Origin of the sequence: Sphingomonas sp. BK481, from assembly GCF_014194875.1 — a bacterium.
Lineage (GTDB): Bacteria > Pseudomonadota > Alphaproteobacteria > Sphingomonadales > Sphingomonadaceae > Sphingomonas > Sphingomonas aerolata.
In genome coordinates this window covers 108,050-131,302 of sequence record NZ_JACIAP010000004.1, presented here as the reverse complement: position 1 = coordinate 131,302, position 23,253 = coordinate 108,050, and the positions used below count along the sequence as shown (strand labels likewise).

Sequence of the window (23,253 nt, the reverse complement as noted above, 5' to 3'; positions counted from 1 at the left end):
CGGATCAGCCGATCCCGAGATCCGCCGGGCCGAACGCGTTGGGTAGAAGTTCCGACAGGCGGTAGCTGCGGACAGCCTCGCCCTGCGCCGCGCCGCAATGCACGGGGAGATCGCGCCCGCCCATCTGCGCCGCCTCGTTGATCACCTGGCGGCACCGTCCGCACGGGCTCACGGGGGCGGTGCCGGTCGCGCGACCTTCGGTATCCATCGCGCCGCCGATCACGCCGATCGCAACGACGTCACGCAGGCGGCCCTGCGCGCTTGCGGTCGCCAGCGCGACGGTTTCGGCGCAGAGCGACAGGCCGTAACTCGCATTCTCGAAATTGGCGCCGGTGATCACGCTGCCGTCGTCGAGCAGCACCGCGGCGCCGACCGCGAATCGCGAATAGGGCGCATGCGCGTGACGCGCGGCGTCGCGCGCCGCGATGATCAGGCGGGTTGCCTGATCGGTATCGAAACCATCGTTCATCCTGCCACCACGTCCCAGTTCACCGGTCCCTCGATTCCCTCGACGCGCCGAAAATTGCTCGCGCGCCACATTCGCCACGGCCGTGCCGCATAATCGGGCTTGAGCAGATTGGCCATCGCCCAGACCGGCCGCGGCAGTGCCGCCGACAACGCATAGCGGCCCTCGACCGACTTGCCGATGCGCAGCAGGACGGGCTTGCCGGTATGCGTCTCGACCATCGTCACGAAGCGCGTCAGATCGGCGACCAGCGCGGCCTTTTCGGGGCGGGCGACGCAATCATCCCGGAACTGCACATCGACGGCGACGGGCAACGCATCGGCGGCGGCGGGCACGAAGGTATTGAACGCGTTCGCCTGTTCGACCGCAGGCTGGCACAGCGAATAGATATGCACCGCGCCGCGGCGCAGCCCGGCTTCGGGAAGCGCCGCCCAGTTCGCCTCGAACGCGGGATCGCGGCGATCCTTGCCCGAGGTCGCGACGATATAGGCGAAATCGACGCCGCGCGCGCGCACCGTTCCCCATTCGACCGGCGCGGGATTTTCACCCAGGTCGACGCCTTGCAGCGGATAGGTCTCGGTCGCGGGATGCCACTGCGTCGCATAGGCCCAGCCGCCAATCGCGATGCCGCCCGTGCCGAACAGCACGGTCGCAAGCTTCAGCAATGTCGTGGCCATCAGCGCTGCTCAGCCACGTAGATGAAGGACGCAGATGAGCGTGAACAACCGGCGGGCGGTGTCGAAATCGACCTCGATCTTGCCCGACAGCCGGTCCTTGAGCAGCTCGGCGGCCTCGTTGTGGACGCCGCGCCGGGCCATGTCGACGGTTTCGATCTGCGCGGGCGAGGACTGGCGAATCGCCTGGTAATAGCTGTCGCAGATCGCGAAATAGTCCTTGATCGGTCGGCGGAAACGGCCGAGCGCGAGCACCAGTGTCTCAAGATGCGTGTCGTCCTCACGATGGATGTGAATGCCGAGACGGCCTTCCTCCGTCTCGAGCCTGATGCGGTACGGGCCGGCATAGCCATCGGCATGCTGGCGCTGCGGCGCGAAATAATTGCCCTCGATCAGGTCGAAGATCGCGATCCGGCGTTCCTGCTCGATATCCGCGGAACGCCACGCAATCGTGCGCTCGTCGAGCTGTATGTCGATGATCCGCGGGTCGGCCATGCCATGTGCGATAGCGATGGTCGTAACGCGTGTCACTTGTCGCCTGCACCGGCGGCCGCCGATCGCGGCTGGCTGGTCGACTTATCCCCATCATTCTGGCGCAGTTGGCTTGGAGCGATCGCGCGCAGTGCGTAGAACGCAGTATGGCAACCCTCGCATTCCCCGTCCCCGCCGTGGCCGAACCACAGCAGCTTCCCCGCAACGTCGAGGCCGAAGCCGCGATGCTCGGCGCGATGATGATCGACAACCGGCTCGCCGACGATCTGGTAGACAAGCTCGAACCCACGCATTTCTTCGAACCCGTGCACGGGCGCATCTTCGCCGCGATCAAGACGCTGCGCGGCAACGACATGCTGGTGACGCCGGTCACGCTGCGGCCGATGTTCGACGCGGACGAGGGCATGCGCGAGCTGGGCGGCCCCGCCTATCTGGCCGGCCTCACGGGCAGCGGCGCAGGGCTGATCGGTGCGCGCCAGTTCGCGCAGCAGATCTACGACCTGGCGATGCTGCGCGCGCTCGTCTCGGTCGGCCGCACCCTGGTCGACCGCGCGATGGATACCTCGGAGGAGGTCAATCCGCGTGCGCAGATCGAGCTGGCCGAGGAGGAGTTGTTCAAGGTCGCCGCCGATGGCGGGGCGGAGAACTCGGTCAAGACGTTCGCGCAGGCGACCACCGCGGCGGTCAAGATGGCCGAGCGGGCGCTCAACTCGGGCGGCAACCTGTCGGGCGTGACGACGGGTATCGACTCGATCAACGCCAAGATCGGCGGCATGCATCACAGCGATCTCATGATCCTCGCTGGGCGTCCGGGCATGGGCAAGACGTCGCTCGCCACCAACATCGCGTTCAACGCCGCGCGGCGCTGGATGCGCGACATGGCCGACGGGATCGCCCCGAAGGATTCGGTCGGCGCGAAGGTCGCGTTCTTCAGCCTCGAAATGTCCGCGGATCAGCTGGCGACGCGTATTCTCGCCGAGCAGTCGCAGATTTCATCCGAATCGCTCCGTATGGGCAAGATCAGCCGGACCGAGTTCGCGCAGTTGGCGGCCGCGGCGGCCGAGCTGGAGAACCTGCCGCTGTTCATCGACGACACGGGCGGCCTGTCGATCGGCGCGCTGCACACGCGCGTCCGCCGGCTGCAGCGTCGCCACAATAACGAGATCGGGCTGGTGGTGGTCGACTATCTCCAGCTTCTCTCGGGGTCGGGCAAGAGCAAGGACGGCAACCGCGTTCAGGAAATCTCGGAGATTTCGCGCGGGCTGAAGACGCTGGCGAAGGATCTGAACGTGCCGGTGCTGGCACTGTCGCAGCTGAGCCGCGCGGTCGAAAGCCGCGAGGACAAGACGCCGATGCTCTCAGATCTTCGCGAATCGGGGTCGATCGAGCAGGACGCCGACATGGTCTGGTTCGTGTACCGCGAGGATTATTACGTCGCGTCGAAGGAGCCCAAGCGGCCGGCCGAAGGCGACAGCGCGAAGATCTTCGAGGATCACGCGTCCTGGGCGGCCGAGATGGAGCGGGTCTACGGTCTTGCCGAGCTGATCATCGCCAAGCAGCGCCACGGCGCGACCGGCAAGGTGCGGATGAAGTTCGACCCGACGATCACGAAGTTCTCGGATCTGGCCGAGTATTGAAACTCTGGTGTCCCTCTCCCCCACGGGGGGAGGGACACGGATCAGATGATCGGGTCGTAACCCCCGGGGGCGTGGATGCCGCATTCGACCTTGTCGAAACTGCGCCAACGCCCCGCGCGCGGATCCTCGCCGGGGGCGACCTTGGTCGTGCAGGGCGCGCAGCCGATCGAGAGATAACCCTGCGCCTCGAGCGGATGCCGCGGCAGGTCATGCTCGCCGAAATAGGCATCGAGCCGCGCCTTGTCCCAGTCCGCGAGCGGGTTGATCTTCAGCCGGCCCTCATCTTCCTCGAACCGCGGCAGCGCGGTGCGCGTACCCGACTGGAAGCCCTTGCGCCCCGAGATCCACGCGTCGAACGGCGCGAGCGCTCGGCGCAGCGGCTCGACCTTGCGCAGGTCGCAGCAGCCATCGGGGTCGTAGGACCAGCGTTCGCCCGCACGATCCTTGACCGCGAGCAGCCGCGGATCGGGTCTGAACACGCGCAGGTCGGTGAGGCCCAGCCGTTCGGCCAGCGCATCGCGATAGGCGAGCGTCTCGCCGAACATCTTCTGCGTGTTGGTGAAGATCACCGGCACGTCGACATCAACCTGCGCGACCATGTGCAGCAGAACCGCCGATTCGGCACCGAAGGACGAGACCGACGCGATCCGCCCGGCCAGTTCGCCGGTCAGCAGCTCGCGCAGCATCTGCGCCGCAGGAACGCCGGCGAACCGGTCCTGCATCGCCTGTGCATCCGCCTTGGTGAAGGCGGGGGTGACGTCGATCGTGTCGATCCGGCGGAGCGCTTCACCCATGGCGCAGCTTCCAGACCGGCACGGCGCCGTCGGCCGCCTTCTGATAGGGCGTGTCGTAGCGCGCGAGGCTGGCGCGGAGCACGTCGATATCGATCGGGGCCTCGGGCGCGAAGCTGTCGAAGCCGCAGCGGCGCATCAGCGGGATCTGGTCGACGAGCACGTCGCCCGCCGCACGCAGCTCGCCGGTATAGCCCGCCTCGCGCAGGATCCGCGCCGCCGAATAGCCGCGCCCGTCGCGATAGCCGGGAAAGCTCACCTCGATCAGCGCGAGCTGGTCGATCTGCGGCAACAGCGCGCGCGCATCGTCGCCCGCCTCGAGGCGAACGGCCGCTGCGTTGCTCTGGCCGATGAACGAATCGAGCGTCACCGCGGGCTCGTCATGCGGCTCGTCGTCGCGGAAGCGGAGCAGCGTCTGGTCCGGATACTCAACCATAGATCGCCTCCTTGAACGTCTCGAAGCCGACGCGGCGGTAGGTGTCGAGGAAGCGCTCGCCGGGGTCGCGGACCTGAAGATAGCGGTCGGTGACGCGTTCAATCGCGTCGACGACGCCATCCTCCGAGAAGCCGGGGCCGGTGATCTTGGCGAGGCTCACATCCTCCGCGCCCGATCCGCCGAGCGAGAGTTGGTAATTCTCGGTGCCCTTCTTGTCGACGCCGAGGATGCCGATGTGCCCGGCATGGTGATGCCCGCAGGCGTTGATGCAGCCGCTGATCTTGAGCTTAAGCTCACCCAGCTCGCGCTGACGGCCAAGATCGCCGAAGCGCGTCGCGATCTTCTGCGCGAGCGGGATCGACCGCGCATTGGCGAGGCTGCAATAATCGAGACCGGGGCAGGCGATGATGTCGCTGATCAGGTCAAGATTGGCCTCGGCCAGCCCAGCCTCGTTTAGCGTTGACCACACCGCGTGCAGATCGGCCATGCGGACGTGCGGCAGGACGATGTTCTGCGCATGCGTCACGCGCAGTTCGTCGAAGCTGTAGCGCGTGCCGAGATCGGCCATCACGTCGATCTGGTCCGCCGACGCGTCGCCGGGGATGCCGCCGACGGGCTTCAGGCTGATGTTGACGATCGCATAGCCGGGCTGCTTGTGCGCCTTCACATTCTGGTCGAGCCAGACCGCGAAGTCGGGATCGCTGCGGTCGATCTCGGTGGACGCGGCCTCGTCGAACGCGGGCGCACCGAAATGGCTCGTGATCCGCTCGAGCTCCGCGCGCGGCGGATCGAGGCCGAGGCCCTTCACCGCGGCGAATTCCTCCTCGACCTGGCGACGATATTCGTCAGGGCCGATCTCGTGCAGCAGGATCTTGATCCGCGCCTTGTAGATGTTGTCGCGGCGACCGTAGCGATTGTAGACGCGCAGGCACGCCTCGAGATAGCTCATCAGGTCGTCGGCGGGGACGAAGTCGCGGATCTCGTGGCTGATCATCGGCGTGCGGCCCATGCCGCCGCCGACATAGATCTTCGCGCCGAGTTCACCGTCGCGGACGTGCAGACCGATGCCGATATCGTGCAGCCGCATCGCCGCGCGATCCTCGTCCGCCGCGATCACGCAGATCTTGAACTTGCGCGGGAGGTAGGTGAATTCGGGATGGAACGTGCTCCACTGGCGGATCAGCTCGGCCCAGGGGCGCGGGTCGGCGACCTCGTCCGCGGCGGCGCCGGCGAACTGGTCGGAACTGATGTTACGGATGCAGTTGCCCGACGTCTGGATGGCATGCATCTCGACCGTCGACAGCTCCTGGAGGATGTCCGGGGTCTGGTCGAGCTGGATCCAGTTGAACTGGATGTTCTGCCGGGTCGTGAAATGCCCATAGCCGCGATCGTACTTGCGCGCGATGTGGCCGAGCATGCGCATCTGCCGGCCGTCGAGCGTGCCGTACGGCACCGCGACGCGCAGCATGTACGCGTGCAACTGCAGATACAGGCCGTTCATCAGGCGCAGCGGCTTGAACTGGTCCTCGGTCAGCTCGCCCGAGAGGCGGCGGCGGACCTGGTCGCGGAACTCGTCGACGCGCTGGTCGACGATGGCCTGGTCGTACTCGTCGTATTTATACATGGGGGGTTCCCGGTAGAATTTGGCTCACGCGAAGGCGCGATGGCGCGAAGAAGATCGGGTTCACGCGGAGGCGCGGAGACGCGGAGGAGAAAGGAGAGGGAACTCCCGCGCTAGCGGGTATCGAACCTGTCGCGACTAGTGATTGTGAAGGCCGCTGCGCGGCGAGCGCAACACCTCCGCGCCTCCGCGCCTCCGCGCGAACCACCTTCTCACTGCTCTCTTCGCGCCTTCGCGCCATCGCGTGAATCATATAACCCAACTCCCCGCAGCCGGATCGGCCGGCTTGAGCGTCAGGTCGGGCCGCATAGTCGGACCCAAGGCGCGAATGCGATCCTTGATGTGCGCAGGGCGGGGGCCGTCTGCGGTCGCAGTCGCCTCGATCAGATAGGGGACGTTGACGCGGCGTGCGCCCTCCTCCGCCTGGAGGATCGATTCACCCGCGACGCCGACATCGGCCGCATCCTCGATGTGACGCGACCAGCCGTCGCCGGTCCACCAGATCACGTCGCCGGTGGGAAGGTCGTTTCCGGTCAGGAGCTTCATGCGGCGGCCTCTGCAATTCGTGCCCAGCGGGCGAGCTTGTCCTGCGCGTCGGACAGTTCGACGACCTCGCCGACGACGATGATCGCGGGGCTCTTCACCGCCTCGCGCTGCACCATCGGGCCGAGATCGGCGAGCAGGGTCCGCATCGCACGGCTGCCCGATAGCGTGCCGCGCTCAAGCACCGCAACCGGCATGTCGGGCGCGACGCCATCGGCCATCAGCTTGTCGGCGATATCGGTCGCGGTCGCGATCCCCATGTAGATGACGAGCGTACGGCCCTGGCCGGCGAGCCCCGACCAGTCCTGTTCGGTCAGACCCTTGCACTGGCCCGCGACGAAGCTGACCGCGCTCGAATGATCGCGGTGAGTGAGCGGGAGCATCGCCTCGGCCGCGCAACCCAGTGCTGCGGAGACGCCGGGGATCACCTCGACCGGCAGGCCCGCCGCACGTACCGCCTCGACCTCCTCGCCGCCGCGACCGAACACGAACGGATCGCCGCCCTTCAGCCGGACGACGATCGCGCCGGTCTTCACATGCGCGATGATCAGCGCGTTGATCGCCTCTTGCGGCAGCGTGTGGCGCGCGCGCTGTTTGGCGACCGAGATGCGCTGGGCGGCAGGCGGCGCAATGTCGAGCACGCGCGGATCAATCAGCCCGTCATGGACGACGACGTCGGCGATCTCGAGCGCGGCAACCGCACGCACGGTCAGCAGACCGGGATCGCCGGGCCCCGCCCCGACGAGGATGACGCGCCCGCGGGCACCGGGGTCTAGCAAGCTTACCATGTCAGGAAGATGGGCTCTGGGCGGGCGATTGGCGAGCCCAGCATTATTTGCCCCGGGGCTAGTCCTGCTTTCCCGTGCGGCGCGGGTGCCAACGCCGGAAACGTTCGCAGGCCCCGGTCACGGGCTGGTGGCGGCGGAATCCGCGCGATAGGAAGGCGCGACGAACCGGGTAACCCGGACGCGATGGGGAACTTCGATAATGCGCCTGACCTGCCTTGCCGCCATGTTGCTGGCGACCACCTTCATCGGCGCGGTGCCGGTGTCGAGCCAGGCGCTGCCGCCGCCCGCGCCGATCGCCGGCGACGGCCCCGAGGATGCGAAGCTGAAGCAGCTTTTCTATGCCAGCGACGAGCGCGATCTGAAGAACGATCCGCTGCAGGCCATCTTCCGCGGCGACATGCGCTATGCCGATCGCTTCGGCGAATATCTGACCGATGCGCGCACCGCGCAGGACAAGCGCAACGTCGAGCAGGACCTGTCTGCGATCGCCGCGATCGACCGGGCGAAGCTGACGCGGGTCGACCAGATCGCCTATGACGTGTTCCGCAACGGCCGCGAGGTCGCGCTGCGCGGGTTCGCGCCGAACCTGGTCGCGATCGACCGGCTGCTGCCGCTCAGCCATTTCGGCGGGTTCCAGACCTTCTATCCCGATTTCGCGTCGGGCAAGGGCGGCGCGCCGTTCAAGACGGTCGCGGATTACGAGAATAACCTGCGGCGCAATGCGGGCTATGCCGCGGTCTATGACCGGGCGATCGCGCGGTTCCGCGAGGGGATGGCGAAGGGCGTGACCCAGCCCAAGCTGGTCGTGCGAAACATGATCGGCCAGTTCGACAATCTGATCGCCGAGGGCGTGGAGAAGTCGACCTTCTACGCGCCGGTGACGATGTTCCCCGCGTCGATCCCGGCGGCTGACCGCACGCGCCTGACCGCGGCCTATGCCAAGCAGGTGCGCGAGGTGATCAATCCTGCGCATGTCCGGATGCGCGATTTCCTCGCCAACGAATATCTCGCCAAGGCGCGCGACACGGTCGGGCTGTCGGCGCTGCCGGGCGGGGCCGCGCTCTATGCACAGCGGATCGAGGACAGCACGACGCTGCCGCTCGAGCCCGAGGCGGTGCATCAGCTCGGCCTGTCCGAGGTCGCGCGGATCACGCAGGCGATGGAGGCGCAGAAGACCGCGGTCGGGTTCAAGGGCACGCTCGCCGCCTTCTTCGATCATCTGCGCACCGATCCCCGCTTCCAGCCCAAGTCGGCGGCGGCGGTGCGCGAGGGCTATGAGGCGATCGGCAAGCGGGTCAACGCGCGGATCGCGACGCAATTCTCGCTGGTACCCAAAAGTCCGCTCGAGATCCGTGCAGTGCCCGATTTCCGCGCGAAGACGGATGCGGCGGGGTCGTATCAGCAGGGGACCCCCGACGGCACGCGGCCGGGGATCTTCTACTACAACACCTATGACCTGCCGACGCGGTACCTGTGGGGGATGGAGACGCTCTACCTGCACGAGGCGGTGCCGGGGCATCATTACCAGATCAGCCTGGCGCAGGAGAATGTCGCGCTGCCCGCGTTCATCCGGTTCGGCGGCAATACTGCCTATGTCGAGGGCTGGGCGCTCTATGCCGAGACCTTGTGGAAGGAACTGGGCGTCGAGAGCGATCCCTATCAGCGGATGGGCGGCCTCAACGACGAGATGCTGCGCGCGATGCGGCTGGTCGTCGATACCGGCATCCACGCCAAGGGGTGGAGCCGCGACCAGGCGATCGCCTATATGCTCGCCAATTCGCCGATGGGGCGGACCGACGCGACCGCCGAGGTCGAGCGCTACATCTCGATTCCCGGCCAGGCGCTGGCATACAAGATCGGCCAGCTGACGATCCTCAGGATGAAGGCCAAGGCGCAGGCGGCGCAGGGCGCCGCGTTCGATCCGCGCGCCTTCCATGCGCAGGTGCTCGATACGGGGGCACTGCCGATGCCGGTGCTGGAGAAGAAGATCGACGACTGGCTGGGCGGGGCGAAGTAAGCCCCATGATCCTCCCCCTGGCGGGGGAGGATTTCAGTGCGGCTTTAGGCCCGCTGCCCGCCTCAGCCGTCGCGCAGGCCGATGCCGATGCTGGCCCGCGCGCTTTCGGATTCGCTGCTGACGACCGGATAGGCGCAATAGTCGGCGGCGTAATAGGCGCTGGGGCGGTGGTTGCCCGACCAGCCGACGCCACCGAACGGCGCGCCCGACGAGGCGCCGTTGGTGGGCTTGTTCCAGTTGACGATCCCGGCGCGGATATTGGCCCAGAACCGGTCGTAGAGCGCGGGCGTCTGGCTGATCAGCGCGGCGGACAGGCCATAGCGGGTGTTGTTCGCCTCGGCGATCGCGGCGTCGAAATCATCGGTGCGGAAGACCTGCAGGATCGGGCCGAACAGCTCGAGATCGGGGCGGTCCGCCATGTCGGTGACGTCGATCATCGCCGGGCGCAGGAAGGGCAGCGTATCGACCGGGCGTTCGAGATGCCGGATCGGCCGGCCGCCGCGCATCAGCAGCTCGAGAAAGCTCTCGGTCAGCTGGTCCGCCGCCTGATTGTCGATCACCGGGCCCATGAACGGCGCCGGGTTCGCATGTGGCTCGTCGACGATGATCCGCGCGATCATCCGCTCGATCGTGTCGAGCAGCGGCTGGGCGAGCCGTTCCTGGACGATCAGCCGGCGCGCGGCGGTGCAGCGCTGGCCGGCGGTGGTGAAGGCGGACTGGACGACGAGCACCGCCGCGGTGTGCAGGTCGGGCGTGTCCCAGACCATGATCGGGTTGTTGCCGCCCATTTCGAGCGCGAGAATCTTCTCGGGCTTCTCGGCAAAGGCGCGGTTGAGCGCGAGGCCGGTCTGGGCCGAACCGGTGAAGAGCAGGCCGTCGATATCGGGATGCGCGGCGAGCGCCTTGCCCTCCGCGGGGCCGCCGACGAGCAGCCGGATGCAATCCTCGGGTACTCCGGCGGCACGGTAGCATTCGACGAGGAACGCGCCCGATGCGGGGGTCTTCTCGGACGGTTTGAAGACGACCGCGTTGCCGGCGATCAGCGCGGGGACGATGTGGCCATTGGGGAGGTGTGCCGGGAAGTTATAGGGGCCGAGCACCGCGAGCACGCCGTGCGGCTTGTGGCGCAGCGCGACGCGGCTGTTCATCGGCGCCTCCATCCGGCGCTGCGCGGTCCGTTCGGCATAGGCGCTGACCGAGATGTCGACCTTGGCGATCACCGTCTCGACCTCGCCGCGCGCTTCCCAGATCGGCTTGCCCGTCTCGCGCGCGATTAGGTCGGTGAACGCGTCGTTGCGCTGGCGGACGACATTGGCAAACCGGCGCATCGTCTCGATCCGGAACGCGAGCGGCTTGGAGGCCCAGCCGGCCCAGCCCGACCGCGCGGTCGCCACTTCGGTATCGACATCCCCGATCGGGTGACGCCACAACAGCGTACCGGTTGCGGGTTCGTAGGAGAGGATCTCATCGGCCATATCGGGCTCTTGCCCCAATTTTAGAAGAGTTTCCACCACCCGCCGCACCGTCGGCCGCGGCACCGGCGATCAGGCAAGAGCGTCTCCCATCGCCCGGATCGCGGCGACCTTCGCGGTAAGACGGCTCCAGTCGTCGGCGTCGGCGATCGGCGCCCAGATCGATTCCACCTCGTCGATCAGCAGGCTGCACGGCGTGCCCGACCAATAGGGATGAGTGCGATCCTTGCGCGCGGCATAGCCGCCGAGCGCGGCGCGGACCTCGTCCCATTCGGGACCGTAGCTTGCGGGCAGCTCGCCGCCGAACGCATCGAAGAAGAACCGGTCGATACCCGTCCCGCTGGTCCGCAGCGCGCGTTCGGTCGCCTGGACGAGCGCGCGGTCACTGTCCGGATCGCGCGGGCGGACGCCCAGCCGCCACAGGATCGCCGCGCCCACTTCGGTCTGATAGGCGGGGCCGAAACCGTCGAGCGCGGCGATCAGCGGATCGCTCTCGGCGATCGTGCGCAGCGATACCGCGAGCTGCATCACGTCCCAGTGGATCGCCTCGGGCTGGCGACCAAAGGCGTACAGCCCCTGATGATCAAAATAGGCGGCGGTAAAGCCCGGGTCCCAGGTCGGCGCGAACCGCCACGGGCCATAGTCGAAGCTTTCGCCGGTGACGTTGATATTGTCCGAATTGAGCACGCCGTGGACGAAGCCCGCCGCCATGTAGCGCGCCGCGAGCCGCGCGGTCCGCGCGACGACGAGCGCGAGGAGGCGGACCGGACCGCCGCCTTCCCCGTTCCCGTCCTCGTCGAACAGGTTGCGCAAGGTATAGCCGACCAGCCGGCGCAGGGCGTCGTCGTCGCGATGATAGGCGAGGCGCTGGAACGTGCCGATCCGGACATGGCTGTGGCTGAGCCGGACTATGACCGCGGAGCGGGTCGGGCTCGGCTCGTCGCCGCGCTGCAGGTCCTCGCCGGTTTCGATCAGCGAGAGCGTGCGCGAGGTCGGGACGTTCAGCGCCTCGAGCATCTCGGTCGCGAGGATCTCGCGAACGCCGCCTTTCAGCGTGAGCCGGCCATCACCCGCGCGGCTCCACGGCGTCTGCCCCGACCCCTTGGTGCCGAGATCCATCAGGCGGCCGCGATCGTCGCGCATCTGGGCAAAGGTGAAGCCGCGCCCGTCACCCAGATCGGGATTATAGTTGCGGAACTGATGACCGTGATAGCGCAAGGCGAGCGGCCCGGGCAGCGTGTCCGGCAACGGCGCGAACCGGCCGAAATGGCGAGTCCATTCGTCGTCGTCGAGCGTCGCCAGGCCGACCTGCGCGGCGGCGCGATCGTTGCGGAAGCGGAGCTGGGTGCGGGGAAAATCGGCCGCCGCGACCGGATCGAAGAACGGGTCGCCGAGGTCGAGCAACGTGGTTTCGGGGCGATAGGCGGGGAAGGCTTGCGGGTCGATGGGCATGCGGCGATATGGTGGCCGCTACCCGAAGGACGCAACCATGGCCGCTTACGAAAACCTCTATTGGTGGTCCAGGGACGGGCTGCGGCTGCACGCACGCGACTATCCGGGCGGCGGCGATGGTCGCCCGCCGATCCTGTGCCTGCCCGGGCTGACGCGCAACGCGCGCGATTTCGATGCGCTGGCGGCGCGGCTGGCGGGACGCTGGCGGCTGATCGCGATCGATCTCCGCGGACGCGGCGAGAGCGCCTATGCCAAGGATCCGATGTCCTATGTCCCGCTGACCTATGTCCAGGATGTCGAGGCGTTGCTTGCCGAACACGGCATCGACCGGTTTGTCGCGTTCGGGACGTCGCTCGGCGGGATCGTCACGATGCTGATGGCGGGGCCGGCGCGCGGGCGAATCGCAGCCGCTTTGCTCAACGATGTCGGACCCGAGATCGACGCACAGGGCCTGTCGCGAATCCGCGGCTATGTCGGCAAGGCGAGCGTCTTTCCGACCTGGATGCACGCCGCGCGCTGCGTGTCGGAGAGCAATGCCGACGTCTATCCCGACTGGAAGATCGAGGACTGGCTGGCGATGGCCAAGCGCATCTACCGGCTGAACAGCTCGGGCCGGATCGTGCTCGATTACGACCTGAAGATCGCCGAACCGTTCCGCGTGCCGGGCAGCGAGGCCGGGCCGGACATGTGGCAGGCGCTGGCGGGCCTGCGCGAGATCCCGACGCTGATCGTGCGGGGTGGTCGATCCGACCTGTTGTCGGCCGCGATCGCGGATCGGATGGTCGCGTCGCTCGACCGCGCGACGCTCGTCACCGTGCCCGGGGTCGGTCATGCCCCGACGCTGAGCGAGCCGATCGTCCAGGCGCCGATCGACGACCTGCTGGCGCAGGTGCTTGAGGGGGATGCTGTCCGCGCCTAGGGGACGGGGACGGGGCGTCGCAGCGACGCCTTGTCCCGCCTGCTCGATCACCGGAACAGCTTATGACCGCACCCGCCGACCTTCATGCGAACCATCGCTCCCTCGAGGGTCGACGCGCGATCATCACGGGGGGGACGACAGGGATCGGCCGGGCGATCGCGGTGCTGCTCGCGGCGGGGGGCGCCAAAGTCTATATCTGCGGTCACGATGCGGGTCATCTCGAGGACGCGCTCGCCTGCATCCGCGAGGTCGGCGAAGGCGACGGGATGGTCACCGAGCTTGCCGATCCCGACAAGGTCCGTGCCTTTTTCGATGCGGGCGAGGCGTATCTGGGCGGGTTCGACATCACCGTCATCAACGCCTCGATCGCCGCGGGCGGGCTGACGCAGATGGACGAGGACGCGCTGCGCTACGCGATCGCGGTCAATTTCACCGCCTATCTGCTCAGCGCGCATCACGCCGCGCACCGGATGACGCCGATCGGCGACCTGGTCCTGATCGGTTCGCTCAGCGCGCATATCCTCGGGCCAAGCTCGACCGTCTATGCGGGCATCAAATCGGGTATCGCCGGTTTCGCCGAGGCGCTGCGCCGCGAACTGGGCCCCAAGGGGATCCGGGTGTCGCTGATCGAGCCGGGCAAGGTCGGCTCGAACATGCAATATCCCGACGTGCCCGATGAGAAGCAGCGGCAGATGATCGCAGCGGAGCAGATGCTGCGCGGCGAGGACATCGCCGCGGGCGTCGAGTTCCTGCTGACGCAGCCGACACGAAGTGTGATCCAGCAGCTCGTCATCGTGCCCCGCGCGTTGGAGGGGGAATAGCGACACCGCTCACCCGTCCCGTTCGTGCTGAACGAAGTCGAAGCACCTCCGCCCGGGGCATGCCCTTCGACTTCGCTCAGGGCGAACGGGGGAGGGGGCGGGCGTTGGAAGCGGGACTTCCGCAAGACAAGACTTCAAGGAGAATAGCATGTTCGATCAGCTCGTCTTCACTCCCGCCGACATCGACCTGTCGCGCTCGCCGCTGGCGGGCAAGGTCGGGGCCGAGACCTATGTGCTCGGCGCGTTCAATCCGGGGATGACGCGGCTGGCGAACGGCAATCTGCTGCTGATGGTGCGCGTGGCCGAGGCGTTGCGCGAGCCGGTCAAGGGCGGCAACGTCCATGCGATCCGCTGGCAGGACGGCGCCTATCTGCGCGATGCGTGGCCGTTGCAGATGGTCGACACCAAGGATCCGCGCAAATTCCTGATCCCCGGCGGCGGATGGAAGGTGATGGCGCTGACCTCGCTGTCCTGGCTCCTGCCGGTCGAGCTCGACGCCGAGGGCCGTTCGGTCGTCGCGGTCCATTACGACAAGGCGATCGCGCCGCGCACGCCCTATCAATGCTACGGCGTCGAGGATGCCCGCATCTCGAAGGTCGGCGACCGCTATCTGATGACCACCTGTTCGGTCAGCCCGGAACGGCATTCGACCACGCTCTATTCGTCCGCCGATGCGCTCGACTGGCAGCTTGAGGGGATCGTGCTCGATCACCAGAACAAGGACATGCTGATCTTCGAAGGGCTGATCGGCGGGCAATATTGGGCGCAGACGCGGCCACTCGGCGACCTGTATTTCGCCTATCCGCCGGGCAGCGAATGGCGCGCCGGGCCGTCGATCAACCTGTCGCGCTCGCCCGACGCGCTCCACTGGAAGCCGCATGACAAGCCCGGCATCCGCCCGCACGCCGCCACGATCTCGACCGCGCGGATGGGCGGGGGGACGCCACCGATCCTGACCGATCGCGGCTGGCTGAGCCTGTGGCACGGCGTCGAGCCGTCGGGCGTGGTCGGCATCTACCGCACCTATTGGTCGATCCTAGACAAGGACGACCCGTCGATCACGATCGCGACCCAGCACGCGCCGCTGCTCGAGGCGAACCCCGCGCTGACCGAACCGCTGAAGGACCAGATGTACGTCGACAATGTCGTCTTCACGACGGGCATTGCGGACGCGGGCGACTTCTACGTGGTCGCGAGCGGCGAGGCGGATCTGGCGTGCCGGATCACGCACATCGCGAAGACTGCGTTCGACCCGCCCGCCTGATGCGGTTCGTGGCGTATTTTGGTGGGAAGCGGACCTTACCTCTCCAAGGCGGACACAAGACTGGTGAAAGCATCTACGTTCGCTTTCTGATGCGAAAGCACCCCGGCAGTAATATCCTGCGTAGTGCCATCCGGCATGACAAGCTGTGCCTTCACTCCGCCGTTACTGAAGAGATCGACCTGTCGTAGAGATTCTTTGCGCTCCTCGTTCGCCCATTCGATCAAGTCATCCAGTGTTTTCACCGTCCGCCCCCCTCCGTTGTCGGCATCATAGCACGGCATGAAATTATGCTTCTAGTGTCCGCAAGGGGGCGGAAGCTGACAGCGATCCGGCGCGCCTGCTCCCTTGAAACCCCGGCGAGAAATCGGCATCGCGTCGGCATGGCCGCACCCGTCAACATCCTGCATCTCCACTCCTCGTTCGATCTCGGCGGGAAGGAGGCGCGGGCGGTGCGGTTGATGAATGCGTTCGGCGATCGCGCCAAGCACACCATCGTGTCGGGCGTGCCCGATGCGCTGGGCGCGCAGGCGTCGATCGCCAAGGGGATTCGCTACGAGATCGCGCAGAACCCGCCGCCGCTGACGGGCAAGCCGTCGGTCGCGCGCTACGAGGCGATCGCGCAATATATGCGGCGGTTCGATCTGGTGCTGAGCTATAACTGGGGGGCGATCGACGGGGCGATGGCGCGCCGCGCGTTCGGCAAGGGCGCACCGCCGCTGGTCCATCACGAGGACGGGTTCAACGCCGACGAGGCGGGCGGGCTGAAGATCGAGCGCAACATCTATCGCCGCCTCGCGCTGGGCGCGGCACATGCGCTGGCGGTACCGTCCGAGGTGCTCGAGGCGATTGCGCTGAAGACCTGGAAACAGCCGCGCGAGCGGGTGCACCGGATCGTGAACGGCATCGGCACCGCCTATTACGCGCAAAAGCCCGAACCCAAGGCGATCCCGGGGTTCGTCCCGAAGGCGAAGGAAGTCGTCATCGGCGCGCTGGCGGGTCTGCGCGAGGTGAAGGACCTGACCGCACTGGTGCGCGCGGTCGGCGGCGTGTCGGGGCGGGTGCGGCTGGTGATCGTCGGCGAGGGGCCCGAGCGCGCGCGGATCGCGCAGGCGGCGGCGGCGATGGGGATGGCCGACACGCTCGTCCTGCCGGGATTTCTCGATCGGCCGTATCGGTTTATCGGGCATTTCGACATCCTCGCTGTGTCGTCGCGCAGCGAGCAGTTTCCTATCTCGGTGGTCGAGGCGATGGCCGCCGGCCTGCCGATCGCGAGCTATCCGGTCGGCGACGTCGCGCGGATGGTCGCGCCCGAAAACCTGCCGTTCATCACCGAAGCGCCGAGCGAGGTACGGCTGCGCGATGCGTTGCAGGCGCTGGTCGCGGATCCGGCGCTGCGCGCGTCGATCGGGGCGGCGAATCAGCGGCGGGCGCGGGCTGAATTCGACGAATCGGTGATGATCGCGCGCTACCGTACGCTGTACGAAGAGGCGCTCGGCAGACCCGGCGCGCTAACCTAGGTCTTAATTTGCTCGCACGCTGCGCCCTTGCGATATAGGGGGCCGTATTTTCCGGGAGAGGTGACGTCGTGTTCAAGGGCCTGAAGCCTATCGTCTATAACGGTCGCGAAGTGTGGCCGCTGGTGGAAGGCGGCAAGGGAGTCGCGGCGACCAACCATGCGTCGGCCGGAGCCTGGGCCGCCGCAGGTGGCATCGGCACGGTTTCTGCCGTGAATGCCGATAGTTACGATCCAGAGGGCAAGATCATCCCGCAGGTCTATGCGGCGCTGACGCGGCGTGACCGGCATGAGGAGCTCGTCCAGTATGCGATCGACGGTGCGGTCCAGCAGGTCGAGCGCGCCTATGAGATCGCCGACGGCAAGGGCGCGATCAACATCAACGTGCTGTGGGAAATGGGCGGCGCGCAGCGGATCCTGCACGGCGTGCTCGAGCGGACGCGCGGCAAGGTGGCGGGCGTCACCTGTGGCGCGGGCATGCCCTACAAGCTCAGCGAGATCACCGCGTCCTACGGCGTCAGCTATCTGCCGATCGTCAGTTCGGGGCGGGCGTTCCGTGCGCTGTGGAAGCGCGCCTATTCGAAGGCGGCGCAGTGGCTCGCCGCGGTCGTGTACGAGGATCCCTGGCTCGCGGGCGGGCATAACGGCCTGTCGAATGCCGATGATCCGCTGAAGCCGCAGGATCCCTATCCGCGCGTGAAGGAACTGCGCGACGTGATGCGCGAGGGCGGTATTTCGGACGACGTGCCGATCGTGATGGCGGGCGGCGTCTGGTATCTGCGCGACTGGAACGACTGGATCGACAATCCCGAGCTCGGCACGATCGCGTTCCAGTTCGGTACCCGCCCGCTGCTCACGCGCGAAAGCCCGATCCCGCAGGGGTGGAAGGATGCGCTGACGAAGATCGAGGAAGGCGATGTGCTGCTGCACAAATTCTCGCCGACCGGTTTCTATTCCTCGGCGGTGCGCAACCCGTTCCTGCGCAGCCTCGAGGCGCGGTCCGAGCGCCAGATCGCGTTTTCGACGCAGGAGGCGGGCGACCACATCTTCCAGCTCGACGTCGGCGTGAAGGGCAAGAATTTCTGGGTGACGCGCAACGACCTGCTGCGCGCACGCCAGTGGTTCGGCGAAGGCTTTACCGACGCACTCAAGACCCCGGACAACACGCTGGTCTTCGTCGGTCCGGAAGAAAAGGGCATGATCCGCAAGGACCAGGCGGACTGCATGGGCTGCCTGTCGCAATGCTCCTTCTCGAGCTGGGCGGATACCGAGACCAACTCGACGGGGCGGCTCGCCGACCCGCGCAGCTTCTGCATCCAGAAGACGCTGCAGGATATCGCGCATGGCGGCGACATCGACCAGAACCTGATGTTCGCCGGCCATGCGGCGTATAACTTCAAGAAGGACCCGTTCTATTCCAACGGGTTCGTGCCGAGCGTCGGGCAGCTGGTCGATCGGATCCTGACCGGCGACTGAGTCGGTCAGGGTAGGGGGCAAAGGCATGACGCTGCATGCGTGGACGGTGTTCCTGGTCGCGGTGATCCTGTTGTGCGGGACGCCGGGGCCGAACATGCTGCACGTCATGACGCGCAGCATGACCTTCGGCGCGCGGCGCAGCCTGGCGGCTATGGCGGGGTGCCTGACCGCGCTGGTCCTCGTCCTCGCCGCATCGGCGGCGGGGGTCGCGGCTTTGCTGACCGCCTGGCCGCGCGTGTTCGATGCGCTGCGTTATGCCGGCGTCGCCTATCTGATCGTGCTGGGGATCAAGGCGTGGCGCGGTGCGGGCGGGCCGGTCGATCTCGGCGCCGACACGTTGCCGCGCACGATGTCGGCCGCACGGCTGTTCCGCGGCGGGTTCGTGATCGGCATCAGCAATCCCAAGCTGCTGCTGTTCGCAGCCGCCTTCCTGCCGCAGTTCGTCAACCGCGCCGCGCCGCAGGGGCCGCAGTTCGCGATCCTCGTCGTCACCTTCGCGGTGGTCGAAAGCCTCTGGTATGCGGTCTATGCGATGAGCGGACGCACGCTCGCACGGCATCTGACGCGACCGGCACTGCGGCGCGCGTTCGACCGCGCGACGGGGGCGGTGTTCGTCGGCTTCGGTCTCGCACTGCTCGGAACGCGCGTCTGACACGGCGGCCGAGGTTGCCGATCGGCGGGATAGCGCGCATACCGGACGCATTGCGGCGCTTCATTCGGGCAAGCCACGACTGAGAGACGTATCGCGCTCCCGCTCCCTGCCGGGATTATCAGATGACCACCACGCCCAGCGCCGATGTAGCGCCCATTTCGCGTGCGATGAACGTACGCGTCACCGAGGCCCAGGCCGTCGCGATGTGCGCCAAGCACAAGGCCGAGATCAGCGCGATCGAATCGCTGCCGTCGGGCGGAACACGGATCGTCCTGATGAACATTGCGGATGCCGCGACCGTCGCCAAGGCGTTCGGGTCGAAGGTCCTGACGGGCAGCGTCCAGCGGACCGGCTGGATCCGCGCACGGTGATTTGAGGGGCGACGCGCGGACCGTCAGGCCCGCGCGCGCCAGACGTTTCAGTCGGCGACCGTGCCGACCACCGCGCCGCCGGCACCACCGACCGCTGCGCCCTTTTCGACACTACCGCCCGTCGCCGCGGCGACACCCGCACCGCCCGCAGCACCGATGCCTGCGCCCTTGAGCGTCGAGCAGGCGCTCATCGACACGGCGGACGCGATCAGCAGCGCGGAAACAGCAATCTTCTTCATGGGATACTCCTCTTTCTCTCCGGGGGTATCCAACAAATGCCGCACTGCGGAATCGGTTCCGGGCACAGGCGCGGGGACGGGTGAGGGACCGTCAGGCCCAGCCTTCGAGCACCTGATCGGGCGGACGGTGGCCATCGGCCCACATCCGGATGTTCTGGATCACCTTCTCGCCGGTCGCGATCCGCCCCTCGAACGTCGCCGATCCCATGTGCGGGAGCATCACGACGTTATCGAGCGCGAGCAGTCGCGGATCGATCTGCGGCTCGTGGCGCCAGACATCGAGCCCGGCACCGGCGAGCCGGCCCGCCTCGAGCGCGTCGACCAGCGCGGTCTCGTCGACCACGCCGCCGCGCGAGGCGTTGATGAGGAAGACGTGCGGGCGCATCAGCGCGATCCGCCGCGCGTCGATCATGTCGCGGCTGTCGGCGTTGAGCGGGGTGTGGATCGTCACGATGTCGACCGCGCCGAGCAGCTCGTCGAGCGAGGCGTGCCACGTCGCCCCGAGCGCCTGTTCGAGCGCGACGGGCAGGCGGCGGCGATTGTGATAGTGGATCGAGAGGCCGAATGCGGCGGCGCGGCGCGCGACCGCCTGTCCGATCCGGCCCATCCCGACGATGCCGAGTGCCTTGCCGCCGATCCGGTGGCCGAGCATCCCGCCGGGGCTCCAGCCGGTCCATGCGCCCGAACGAACGAGCTTCTCGCCCTCCGCCAGCCGCCGCGGCACCGACAGGATCAGCGACATCGTCATGTCCGCAGTGTCTTCGGTCAGCACCCCCGGCGTGTTGGTGACGATGATCCCGCGCGCGCGCGCCGCCTTCAGGTCGATATGGTTCACGCCCGCGCCGTAATTGGCGATCAGGCGGAGGCGATCGCCCGCGCCGGCGATCAGCGCGGCGTCGATATCGTCGGTGACGGTCGGGACCAACACGTCGCAATCGGCCATCGCGGCGGCCAGCTGGTCGCGGCTGAGCTTGGCATCGCCGTGGTTGTTGGTCGTGTCGAACAGCGCCGCCATACGGTCCATGACCGCATCGGCGAGTTCGCGCGTGACGATCACCTTGGGGTTGGGGCAGCGCCGGGTGTCGGGCCAGCTATCGGGGCGTGGATCGGGCATGACTGTGGCTTGGCGAACGTCATCCACGGCGTCAACGATGGAGCGGCAAAACCGCGCTGCGATCCGTGGAACGGCGGCGCGCGCGCTTAGCAGTTGAAACCGCCGCCGCGGTGGCGATAGAGCTTGGCCGGACACGAACCGCGTCGGCAACAGGACATCAGCATGCGCATTCTCGCCTTCGGGCTCGCCGCCCTCGTCACGGCGGCGCTGGGCACCGAGCCTGCCGCCGCCGCGGATCCGGTGCGCAAGCTCCCCTATTATGCCTCGATCTCGGCGGGGCGCGCGCGGTTGCGGACCGGGCCGGCCCGCGCCTATCCCGCCAGCTGGCTGTATCAGCGTGCCGACCTGCCGGTGCGCGTGATCGCGATCCACAAGGAATGGCGCAAGATCGCCGATCCGGACGGCACCGAAGGCTGGATGCAGGCCAATCTGATGAGCAGCACGCGCACCGCGATCGTGCGCGGCACGACCCCGATCGCGATCCTCGACCGCCCGAGCGAAAGCGGACGCCTGCAATGGCGCGCGGCCCCCGGCGTCGTCGGTCGGCTGAGCCAGTGCGGCAATGGCTGGTGCAAGATGGACATCAAGGGACAGGCCGGTTTCGTGCGCGTCGACGCGCTGTGGGGAATCGATGCGGACGAAGCGCTGCCCTGAGCGATGACGCGCCGTCGCACCCGGATCGCGTCATGCGGATAGAGCGCGAAGATCTGACGCGCGACGCGGTCGTCGATCTGGTCGCGCTGCACCAGCGCGCCGCGCATGCCAATTCGCCGCCGGGCTGTGTCTTTGCCCTCGACCTCGCCGGGCTGCGAGATCCGTCGGTGGTGGTGTGGTCGGCCTGGGACGGGGCGGGGGGCGATTCGACGCTGCTCGGGATCGTCGCGGTGAAGCGGCTCGACGCGGGTCATTGCGAGCTGAAATCGATGCGGACGCATCCCGACCATGTACGCCGCGGGGTCGGGGCGGCGCTGCTCGATCATGCGACCAGCCATGCCAGAGACATGGGCGCGACGCGGATCAGCCTCGAGACCGGGAGCAACGCCGCCTATGCCGCGGCGCGCGCGCTTTACGAACGCGCGGGCTTTGTCCGCTGTAAGCGGTTCGGGTCCTATCCGCCGTCGCGGTTCAGCCGATATTACACGCTGGATCTCTGACGGCGGCAGCGCCGGCCGGGATCGGCTTGACGGCGCGGGACGTGCCCGGCACGCGCGGCGGATGATCGACGCCATGCCCGTGCCGAGCCCGATGATCGCCGCGGCGGCGCTGGGCGTGCTCGGTGCGATCGTCGGCAGCTTCATCGCCGCGCTGGTGATTCGCTGGCCGCAGGACCGGTCGGTCGTTCGCGGGCGGTCGGCGTGCGACGCCTGCGGGCGGACGCTGACCGCGATCGATCTCGTCCCGCTGGTCAGTGCACTGCTGCTGCGCGGCCGGTGTCGGTCTTGCGGTGCGCAGATCGATCCGTTGCACTGGCGGATCGAGGCGTGCGGGCTGGCGATCGGCGTTGCCGCCGGGCTCGTCGCGCCGGGGCAGGCCGCCTTGTGGGGCGCGGTCTTTGGCTGGCTGTTGCTGGCGCTCGCCGCGCTCGACCTCGTCGCCTTCTGGCTGCCCGACCGTCTGACCCTCTTGCTTGCGCTCGGCGGCGCGGCGGGCGGTGTCGCCGGACTGGCGCCTGACGGAGTCGACCGGCTTATCGGCGGGGTCGCGGGGTTCGCCCTGCTCTGGGCGATCGCGGCCGGCTATCGTCGGATCCGTGGGCATGACGGGATGGGCGGCGGCGATCCCAAGCTGTTCGGTGCGATCGGGCTGTGGCTCGGCTGGCAGATGCTGCCCGCCGTGTTGCTGATCGCCAGCATGGTCGGGCTGGGCGCGGTGCTGACGATGCGCGTCGGCGGCAAACCCGTGACCGGGCAGACCGCGATGCCGTTCGGCGCATTGCTGGCGATCGCGGCTTATCCGGCCTGGCTCTTCATGATAGCGTCGGGCGGATGATGCTATTGCTTATCGCCGCGGCCGTGCAGGCCGCCACGCCCGCCAAGACGGTGCCCGGCGACACCACCAAGGCTCCCGCGACGCTCGGTCCGATCGGCAAGCAGGCGATGCCCGCACGGGGATGCGCGGCGTATCTCTGGTCGACGGGCGACCGCGCGCTGGTGGCGATGGCGACCGCCGACTCGGCTCGGTTGCGTCTCGCGGTCGACGGCAAGCCGGTCGATTACGCGCGAGTCGACGAGGCCGGGCCGGGTGGCTACGGCTTTGCCGGGGTGACGACCTATCGCGGTGGCGATCTGACCGTCGCGCTCGACATGACGATCGTCACGCGCGAGGACCTGGCGTCCGGCGCGATGGTGCCCAATGCGACGCTACGGCTTGAGCGGCCGGGCCGTGACACCATCGTCCTTCCGGTGGCCGGCATGATCGGCTGCGTGTGAATCGCCGGATGACGGAAACCAACCCAAGTTTCGTGCGTTGCGAGGGATTAACGGGGATGAATCGAA

26 protein-coding genes are annotated in these 23,253 nt (G+C 67.6%); 13 read left to right on the top strand and 13 right to left on the bottom strand.

Going from position 1 to position 23,253, the window contains the following annotated elements:
- Positions 1 to 4 precede the first annotated feature (4 nt).
- Genes FHY04_RS09625 through FHY04_RS09615 form a run of 3 tightly spaced genes read right to left on the bottom strand, consistent with a single transcriptional unit; the run spans position 5 to position 1,635 of the window.
- Positions 5 to 469 carry a cytidine deaminase gene (locus FHY04_RS09625; protein WP_183936274.1) on the bottom strand — a complete coding sequence of 155 codons (465 nt, stop codon included), beginning with the start codon at positions 467 to 469 and terminating at the stop codon, positions 5 to 7.
- Positions 466 to 1,143, bottom strand: a complete 678-nt coding sequence (locus tag FHY04_RS09620) for a GH25 family lysozyme (RefSeq protein ID WP_183936273.1) — start codon at positions 1,141 to 1,143, stop codon at positions 466 to 468. The genes FHY04_RS09625 and FHY04_RS09620 overlap by 4 nt, the downstream gene beginning before the upstream one ends.
- A gap of 9 nt (positions 1,144 to 1,152) precedes the next feature.
- Positions 1,153 to 1,635, bottom strand: a complete 483-nt coding sequence (locus FHY04_RS09615) for a UPF0262 family protein (RefSeq protein ID WP_031395823.1) — start codon at positions 1,633 to 1,635, stop codon at positions 1,153 to 1,155.
- Positions 1,636 to 1,778: 143 nt separating this feature from the next.
- Between FHY04_RS09615 and FHY04_RS09610 the strand changes: the two genes are divergently transcribed.
- Positions 1,779 to 3,269 carry a replicative DNA helicase gene (locus tag FHY04_RS09610; RefSeq protein WP_031395824.1) on the top strand — a complete coding sequence of 497 codons (1,491 nt, stop codon included), beginning with the start codon at positions 1,779 to 1,781 and terminating at the stop codon, positions 3,267 to 3,269.
- Between the two features lie 41 nt (positions 3,270 to 3,310).
- Here the strand turns inward: FHY04_RS09610 and FHY04_RS09605 are convergent, their stop codons facing one another.
- The 5 genes from FHY04_RS09605 to cobA form a co-directional block, all read right to left on the bottom strand.
- Complete coding sequence (locus FHY04_RS09605) at positions 3,311 to 4,063, bottom strand: phosphoadenylyl-sulfate reductase (RefSeq protein ID WP_183936272.1); 753 nt, start codon at positions 4,061 to 4,063, stop codon at positions 3,311 to 3,313.
- A complete protein-coding gene (locus FHY04_RS09600; protein ID WP_031395826.1) occupies positions 4,056 to 4,496 on the bottom strand; it encodes a DUF934 domain-containing protein in 441 nt (146 codons plus the stop codon). The genes FHY04_RS09605 and FHY04_RS09600 overlap by 8 nt, the downstream gene beginning before the upstream one ends.
- Positions 4,489 to 6,120 carry a nitrite/sulfite reductase gene (locus FHY04_RS09595; RefSeq protein WP_183936271.1) on the bottom strand — a complete coding sequence of 544 codons (1,632 nt, stop codon included), beginning with the start codon at positions 6,118 to 6,120 and terminating at the stop codon, positions 4,489 to 4,491. Before FHY04_RS09595 ends, FHY04_RS09600 begins: the two co-directional genes overlap by 8 nt.
- Before the next feature lie 246 nt (positions 6,121 to 6,366).
- Entirely contained in the window at positions 6,367 to 6,663 is a 297-nt protein-coding gene (locus tag FHY04_RS09590) for a DUF2849 domain-containing protein (RefSeq protein ID WP_031395828.1), read from the bottom strand.
- Positions 6,660 to 7,448: a uroporphyrinogen-III C-methyltransferase gene (gene cobA, locus FHY04_RS09585; protein WP_031441363.1), complete on the bottom strand. Its 789-nt coding sequence runs from the start codon at positions 7,446 to 7,448 to the stop codon at positions 6,660 to 6,662. The genes FHY04_RS09590 and cobA overlap by 4 nt, the downstream gene beginning before the upstream one ends.
- A gap of 199 nt (positions 7,449 to 7,647) precedes the next feature.
- Here cobA and FHY04_RS09580 point away from each other — a divergent pair, with 199 nt between their 5' ends.
- Entirely contained in the window at positions 7,648 to 9,465 is a 1,818-nt protein-coding gene (locus tag FHY04_RS09580; RefSeq protein ID WP_183936270.1) for a DUF885 family protein, read from the top strand.
- A gap of 62 nt (positions 9,466 to 9,527) precedes the next feature.
- On the opposite strand, the gene astD is transcribed toward FHY04_RS09580, so the two are convergent.
- Positions 9,528 to 10,940, bottom strand: a complete 1,413-nt coding sequence (gene astD, locus FHY04_RS09575) for a succinylglutamate-semialdehyde dehydrogenase (protein WP_183936269.1) — start codon at positions 10,938 to 10,940, stop codon at positions 9,528 to 9,530.
- Positions 10,941 to 11,009: 69 nt separating this feature from the next.
- Positions 11,010 to 12,389 (bottom strand): protein adenylyltransferase SelO family protein, encoded by a 1,380-nt coding sequence (locus FHY04_RS09570; RefSeq protein ID WP_183936268.1) that lies wholly within the window; start codon positions 12,387 to 12,389, stop codon positions 11,010 to 11,012.
- A gap of 37 nt (positions 12,390 to 12,426) precedes the next feature.
- Between FHY04_RS09570 and FHY04_RS09565 the strand changes: the two genes are divergently transcribed.
- The 3 genes from FHY04_RS09565 to FHY04_RS09555 all read left to right on the top strand — a co-directional run bounded on the left by FHY04_RS09565 (position 12,427) and on the right by FHY04_RS09555 (position 15,393).
- Positions 12,427 to 13,308, top strand: coding sequence for an alpha/beta fold hydrolase (locus FHY04_RS09565; protein WP_183936267.1), 882 nt, complete (start codon positions 12,427 to 12,429; stop codon positions 13,306 to 13,308).
- A 62-nt stretch (positions 13,309 to 13,370) separates the two neighbouring features.
- Positions 13,371 to 14,129 (top strand): SDR family oxidoreductase, encoded by a 759-nt coding sequence (locus tag FHY04_RS09560; RefSeq protein ID WP_183936266.1) that lies wholly within the window; start codon positions 13,371 to 13,373, stop codon positions 14,127 to 14,129.
- 148 nt (positions 14,130 to 14,277) lie between these two features.
- Positions 14,278 to 15,393, top strand: coding sequence for a glycosidase (locus FHY04_RS09555; protein ID WP_183936265.1), 1,116 nt, complete (start codon positions 14,278 to 14,280; stop codon positions 15,391 to 15,393).
- Positions 15,394 to 15,428: 35 nt separating this feature from the next.
- Here FHY04_RS09555 and FHY04_RS09550 read toward each other — a convergent pair whose 3' ends face one another.
- Positions 15,429 to 15,635: a hypothetical protein gene (locus FHY04_RS09550; RefSeq protein ID WP_183936264.1), complete on the bottom strand. Its 207-nt coding sequence runs from the start codon at positions 15,633 to 15,635 to the stop codon at positions 15,429 to 15,431.
- Positions 15,636 to 15,773: 138 nt separating this feature from the next.
- On the opposite strand from FHY04_RS09550, the gene FHY04_RS09545 reads away from it, so the two are divergent.
- The 4 genes from FHY04_RS09545 to FHY04_RS09530 all read left to right on the top strand — a co-directional run bounded on the left by FHY04_RS09545 (position 15,774) and on the right by FHY04_RS09530 (position 19,405).
- Positions 15,774 to 16,910 (top strand): glycosyltransferase family 4 protein, encoded by a 1,137-nt coding sequence (locus tag FHY04_RS09545; RefSeq protein WP_183936263.1) that lies wholly within the window; start codon positions 15,774 to 15,776, stop codon positions 16,908 to 16,910.
- Between the two features lie 68 nt (positions 16,911 to 16,978).
- Positions 16,979 to 18,382, top strand: coding sequence for a nitronate monooxygenase (locus FHY04_RS09540; protein ID WP_183936262.1), 1,404 nt, complete (start codon positions 16,979 to 16,981; stop codon positions 18,380 to 18,382).
- A 25-nt stretch (positions 18,383 to 18,407) separates the two neighbouring features.
- Positions 18,408 to 19,034, top strand: coding sequence for a LysE family translocator (locus tag FHY04_RS09535; RefSeq protein WP_031441353.1), 627 nt, complete (start codon positions 18,408 to 18,410; stop codon positions 19,032 to 19,034).
- Positions 19,035 to 19,156: 122 nt separating this feature from the next.
- Positions 19,157 to 19,405 carry a hypothetical protein gene (locus tag FHY04_RS09530; protein ID WP_197977766.1) on the top strand — a complete coding sequence of 83 codons (249 nt, stop codon included), beginning with the start codon at positions 19,157 to 19,159 and terminating at the stop codon, positions 19,403 to 19,405.
- Between the two features lie 47 nt (positions 19,406 to 19,452).
- Here the strand turns inward: FHY04_RS09530 and FHY04_RS09525 are convergent, their stop codons facing one another.
- Positions 19,453 to 19,644, bottom strand: coding sequence for a hypothetical protein (locus FHY04_RS09525; protein ID WP_031395371.1), 192 nt, complete (start codon positions 19,642 to 19,644; stop codon positions 19,453 to 19,455).
- A gap of 91 nt (positions 19,645 to 19,735) precedes the next feature.
- The gene (locus FHY04_RS09520; RefSeq protein ID WP_183936261.1) at positions 19,736 to 20,758 is read right to left on the bottom strand and encodes a D-glycerate dehydrogenase; all 1,023 of its coding nucleotides are present in this window, start codon (positions 20,756 to 20,758) and stop codon (positions 19,736 to 19,738) included.
- 162 nt (positions 20,759 to 20,920) lie between these two features.
- Between FHY04_RS09520 and FHY04_RS09515 the strand changes: the two genes are divergently transcribed.
- The 4 genes from FHY04_RS09515 to FHY04_RS09500 all read left to right on the top strand — a co-directional run bounded on the left by FHY04_RS09515 (position 20,921) and on the right by FHY04_RS09500 (position 23,187).
- Positions 20,921 to 21,412, top strand: coding sequence for an SH3 domain-containing protein (locus tag FHY04_RS09515; protein ID WP_183936260.1), 492 nt, complete (start codon positions 20,921 to 20,923; stop codon positions 21,410 to 21,412).
- A 32-nt stretch (positions 21,413 to 21,444) separates the two neighbouring features.
- On the top strand, positions 21,445 to 21,912 hold the full coding sequence (locus FHY04_RS09510; protein ID WP_183936259.1) for a GNAT family N-acetyltransferase: 468 nt from the start codon (positions 21,445 to 21,447) through the stop codon (positions 21,910 to 21,912).
- A 61-nt stretch (positions 21,913 to 21,973) separates the two neighbouring features.
- The gene (locus FHY04_RS09505) at positions 21,974 to 22,747 is read left to right on the top strand and encodes an A24 family peptidase (protein ID WP_260171433.1); all 774 of its coding nucleotides are present in this window, start codon (positions 21,974 to 21,976) and stop codon (positions 22,745 to 22,747) included.
- Complete coding sequence (locus tag FHY04_RS09500) at positions 22,744 to 23,187, top strand: hypothetical protein (protein WP_052380969.1); 444 nt, start codon at positions 22,744 to 22,746, stop codon at positions 23,185 to 23,187. The genes FHY04_RS09505 and FHY04_RS09500 overlap by 4 nt, the downstream gene beginning before the upstream one ends.
- The last annotated feature ends 66 nt before the right edge of the window (positions 23,188 to 23,253 follow it).

Excerpts from the sequence above, each read along its gene's own strand:
- FHY04_RS09625 (WP_183936274.1), bottom strand. The coding sequence starts at position 469 with ATGAACGATGGTTTCGATACCGATCAGGCAACCCGCCTGATCATCGCG.
- FHY04_RS09620 (WP_183936273.1), bottom strand. The coding sequence starts at position 1,143 with ATGGCCACGACATTGCTGAAGCTTGCGACCGTGCTGTTCGGCACGGGC.
- FHY04_RS09615 (WP_031395823.1), bottom strand. The coding sequence starts at position 1,635 with ATGGCCGACCCGCGGATCATCGACATACAGCTCGACGAGCGCACGATT.
- FHY04_RS09610 (WP_031395824.1), top strand. The coding sequence starts at position 1,779 with ATGGCAACCCTCGCATTCCCCGTCCCCGCCGTGGCCGAACCACAGCAG.
- FHY04_RS09605 (WP_183936272.1), bottom strand. The coding sequence starts at position 4,063 with ATGGGTGAAGCGCTCCGCCGGATCGACACGATCGACGTCACCCCCGCC.
- FHY04_RS09600 (WP_031395826.1), bottom strand. The coding sequence starts at position 4,496 with ATGGTTGAGTATCCGGACCAGACGCTGCTCCGCTTCCGCGACGACGAG.
- FHY04_RS09595 (WP_183936271.1), bottom strand. The coding sequence starts at position 6,120 with ATGTATAAATACGACGAGTACGACCAGGCCATCGTCGACCAGCGCGTC.
- FHY04_RS09590 (WP_031395828.1), bottom strand. The coding sequence starts at position 6,663 with ATGAAGCTCCTGACCGGAAACGACCTTCCCACCGGCGACGTGATCTGG.
- cobA (WP_031441363.1), bottom strand. The coding sequence starts at position 7,448 with ATGGTAAGCTTGCTAGACCCCGGTGCCCGCGGGCGCGTCATCCTCGTC.
- FHY04_RS09580 (WP_183936270.1), top strand. The coding sequence starts at position 7,648 with ATGCGCCTGACCTGCCTTGCCGCCATGTTGCTGGCGACCACCTTCATC.
- astD (WP_183936269.1), bottom strand. The coding sequence starts at position 10,940 with ATGGCCGATGAGATCCTCTCCTACGAACCCGCAACCGGTACGCTGTTG.
- FHY04_RS09570 (WP_183936268.1), bottom strand. The coding sequence starts at position 12,389 with ATGCCCATCGACCCGCAAGCCTTCCCCGCCTATCGCCCCGAAACCACG.
- FHY04_RS09565 (WP_183936267.1), top strand. The coding sequence starts at position 12,427 with ATGGCCGCTTACGAAAACCTCTATTGGTGGTCCAGGGACGGGCTGCGG.
- FHY04_RS09560 (WP_183936266.1), top strand. The coding sequence starts at position 13,371 with ATGACCGCACCCGCCGACCTTCATGCGAACCATCGCTCCCTCGAGGGT.
- FHY04_RS09555 (WP_183936265.1), top strand. The coding sequence starts at position 14,278 with ATGTTCGATCAGCTCGTCTTCACTCCCGCCGACATCGACCTGTCGCGC.
- FHY04_RS09545 (WP_183936263.1), top strand. The coding sequence starts at position 15,774 with ATGGCCGCACCCGTCAACATCCTGCATCTCCACTCCTCGTTCGATCTC.
- FHY04_RS09535 (WP_031441353.1), top strand. The coding sequence starts at position 18,408 with ATGACGCTGCATGCGTGGACGGTGTTCCTGGTCGCGGTGATCCTGTTG.
- FHY04_RS09530 (WP_197977766.1), top strand. The coding sequence starts at position 19,157 with ATGACCACCACGCCCAGCGCCGATGTAGCGCCCATTTCGCGTGCGATG.
- FHY04_RS09525 (WP_031395371.1), bottom strand. The coding sequence starts at position 19,644 with ATGAAGAAGATTGCTGTTTCCGCGCTGCTGATCGCGTCCGCCGTGTCG.
- FHY04_RS09520 (WP_183936261.1), bottom strand. The coding sequence starts at position 20,758 with ATGCCCGATCCACGCCCCGATAGCTGGCCCGACACCCGGCGCTGCCCC.
- FHY04_RS09515 (WP_183936260.1), top strand. The coding sequence starts at position 20,921 with ATGCGCATTCTCGCCTTCGGGCTCGCCGCCCTCGTCACGGCGGCGCTG.
- FHY04_RS09510 (WP_183936259.1), top strand. The coding sequence starts at position 21,445 with ATGCGGATAGAGCGCGAAGATCTGACGCGCGACGCGGTCGTCGATCTG.
- FHY04_RS09505 (WP_260171433.1), top strand. The coding sequence starts at position 21,974 with ATGATCGACGCCATGCCCGTGCCGAGCCCGATGATCGCCGCGGCGGCG.
- FHY04_RS09500 (WP_052380969.1), top strand. The coding sequence starts at position 22,744 with ATGATGCTATTGCTTATCGCCGCGGCCGTGCAGGCCGCCACGCCCGCC.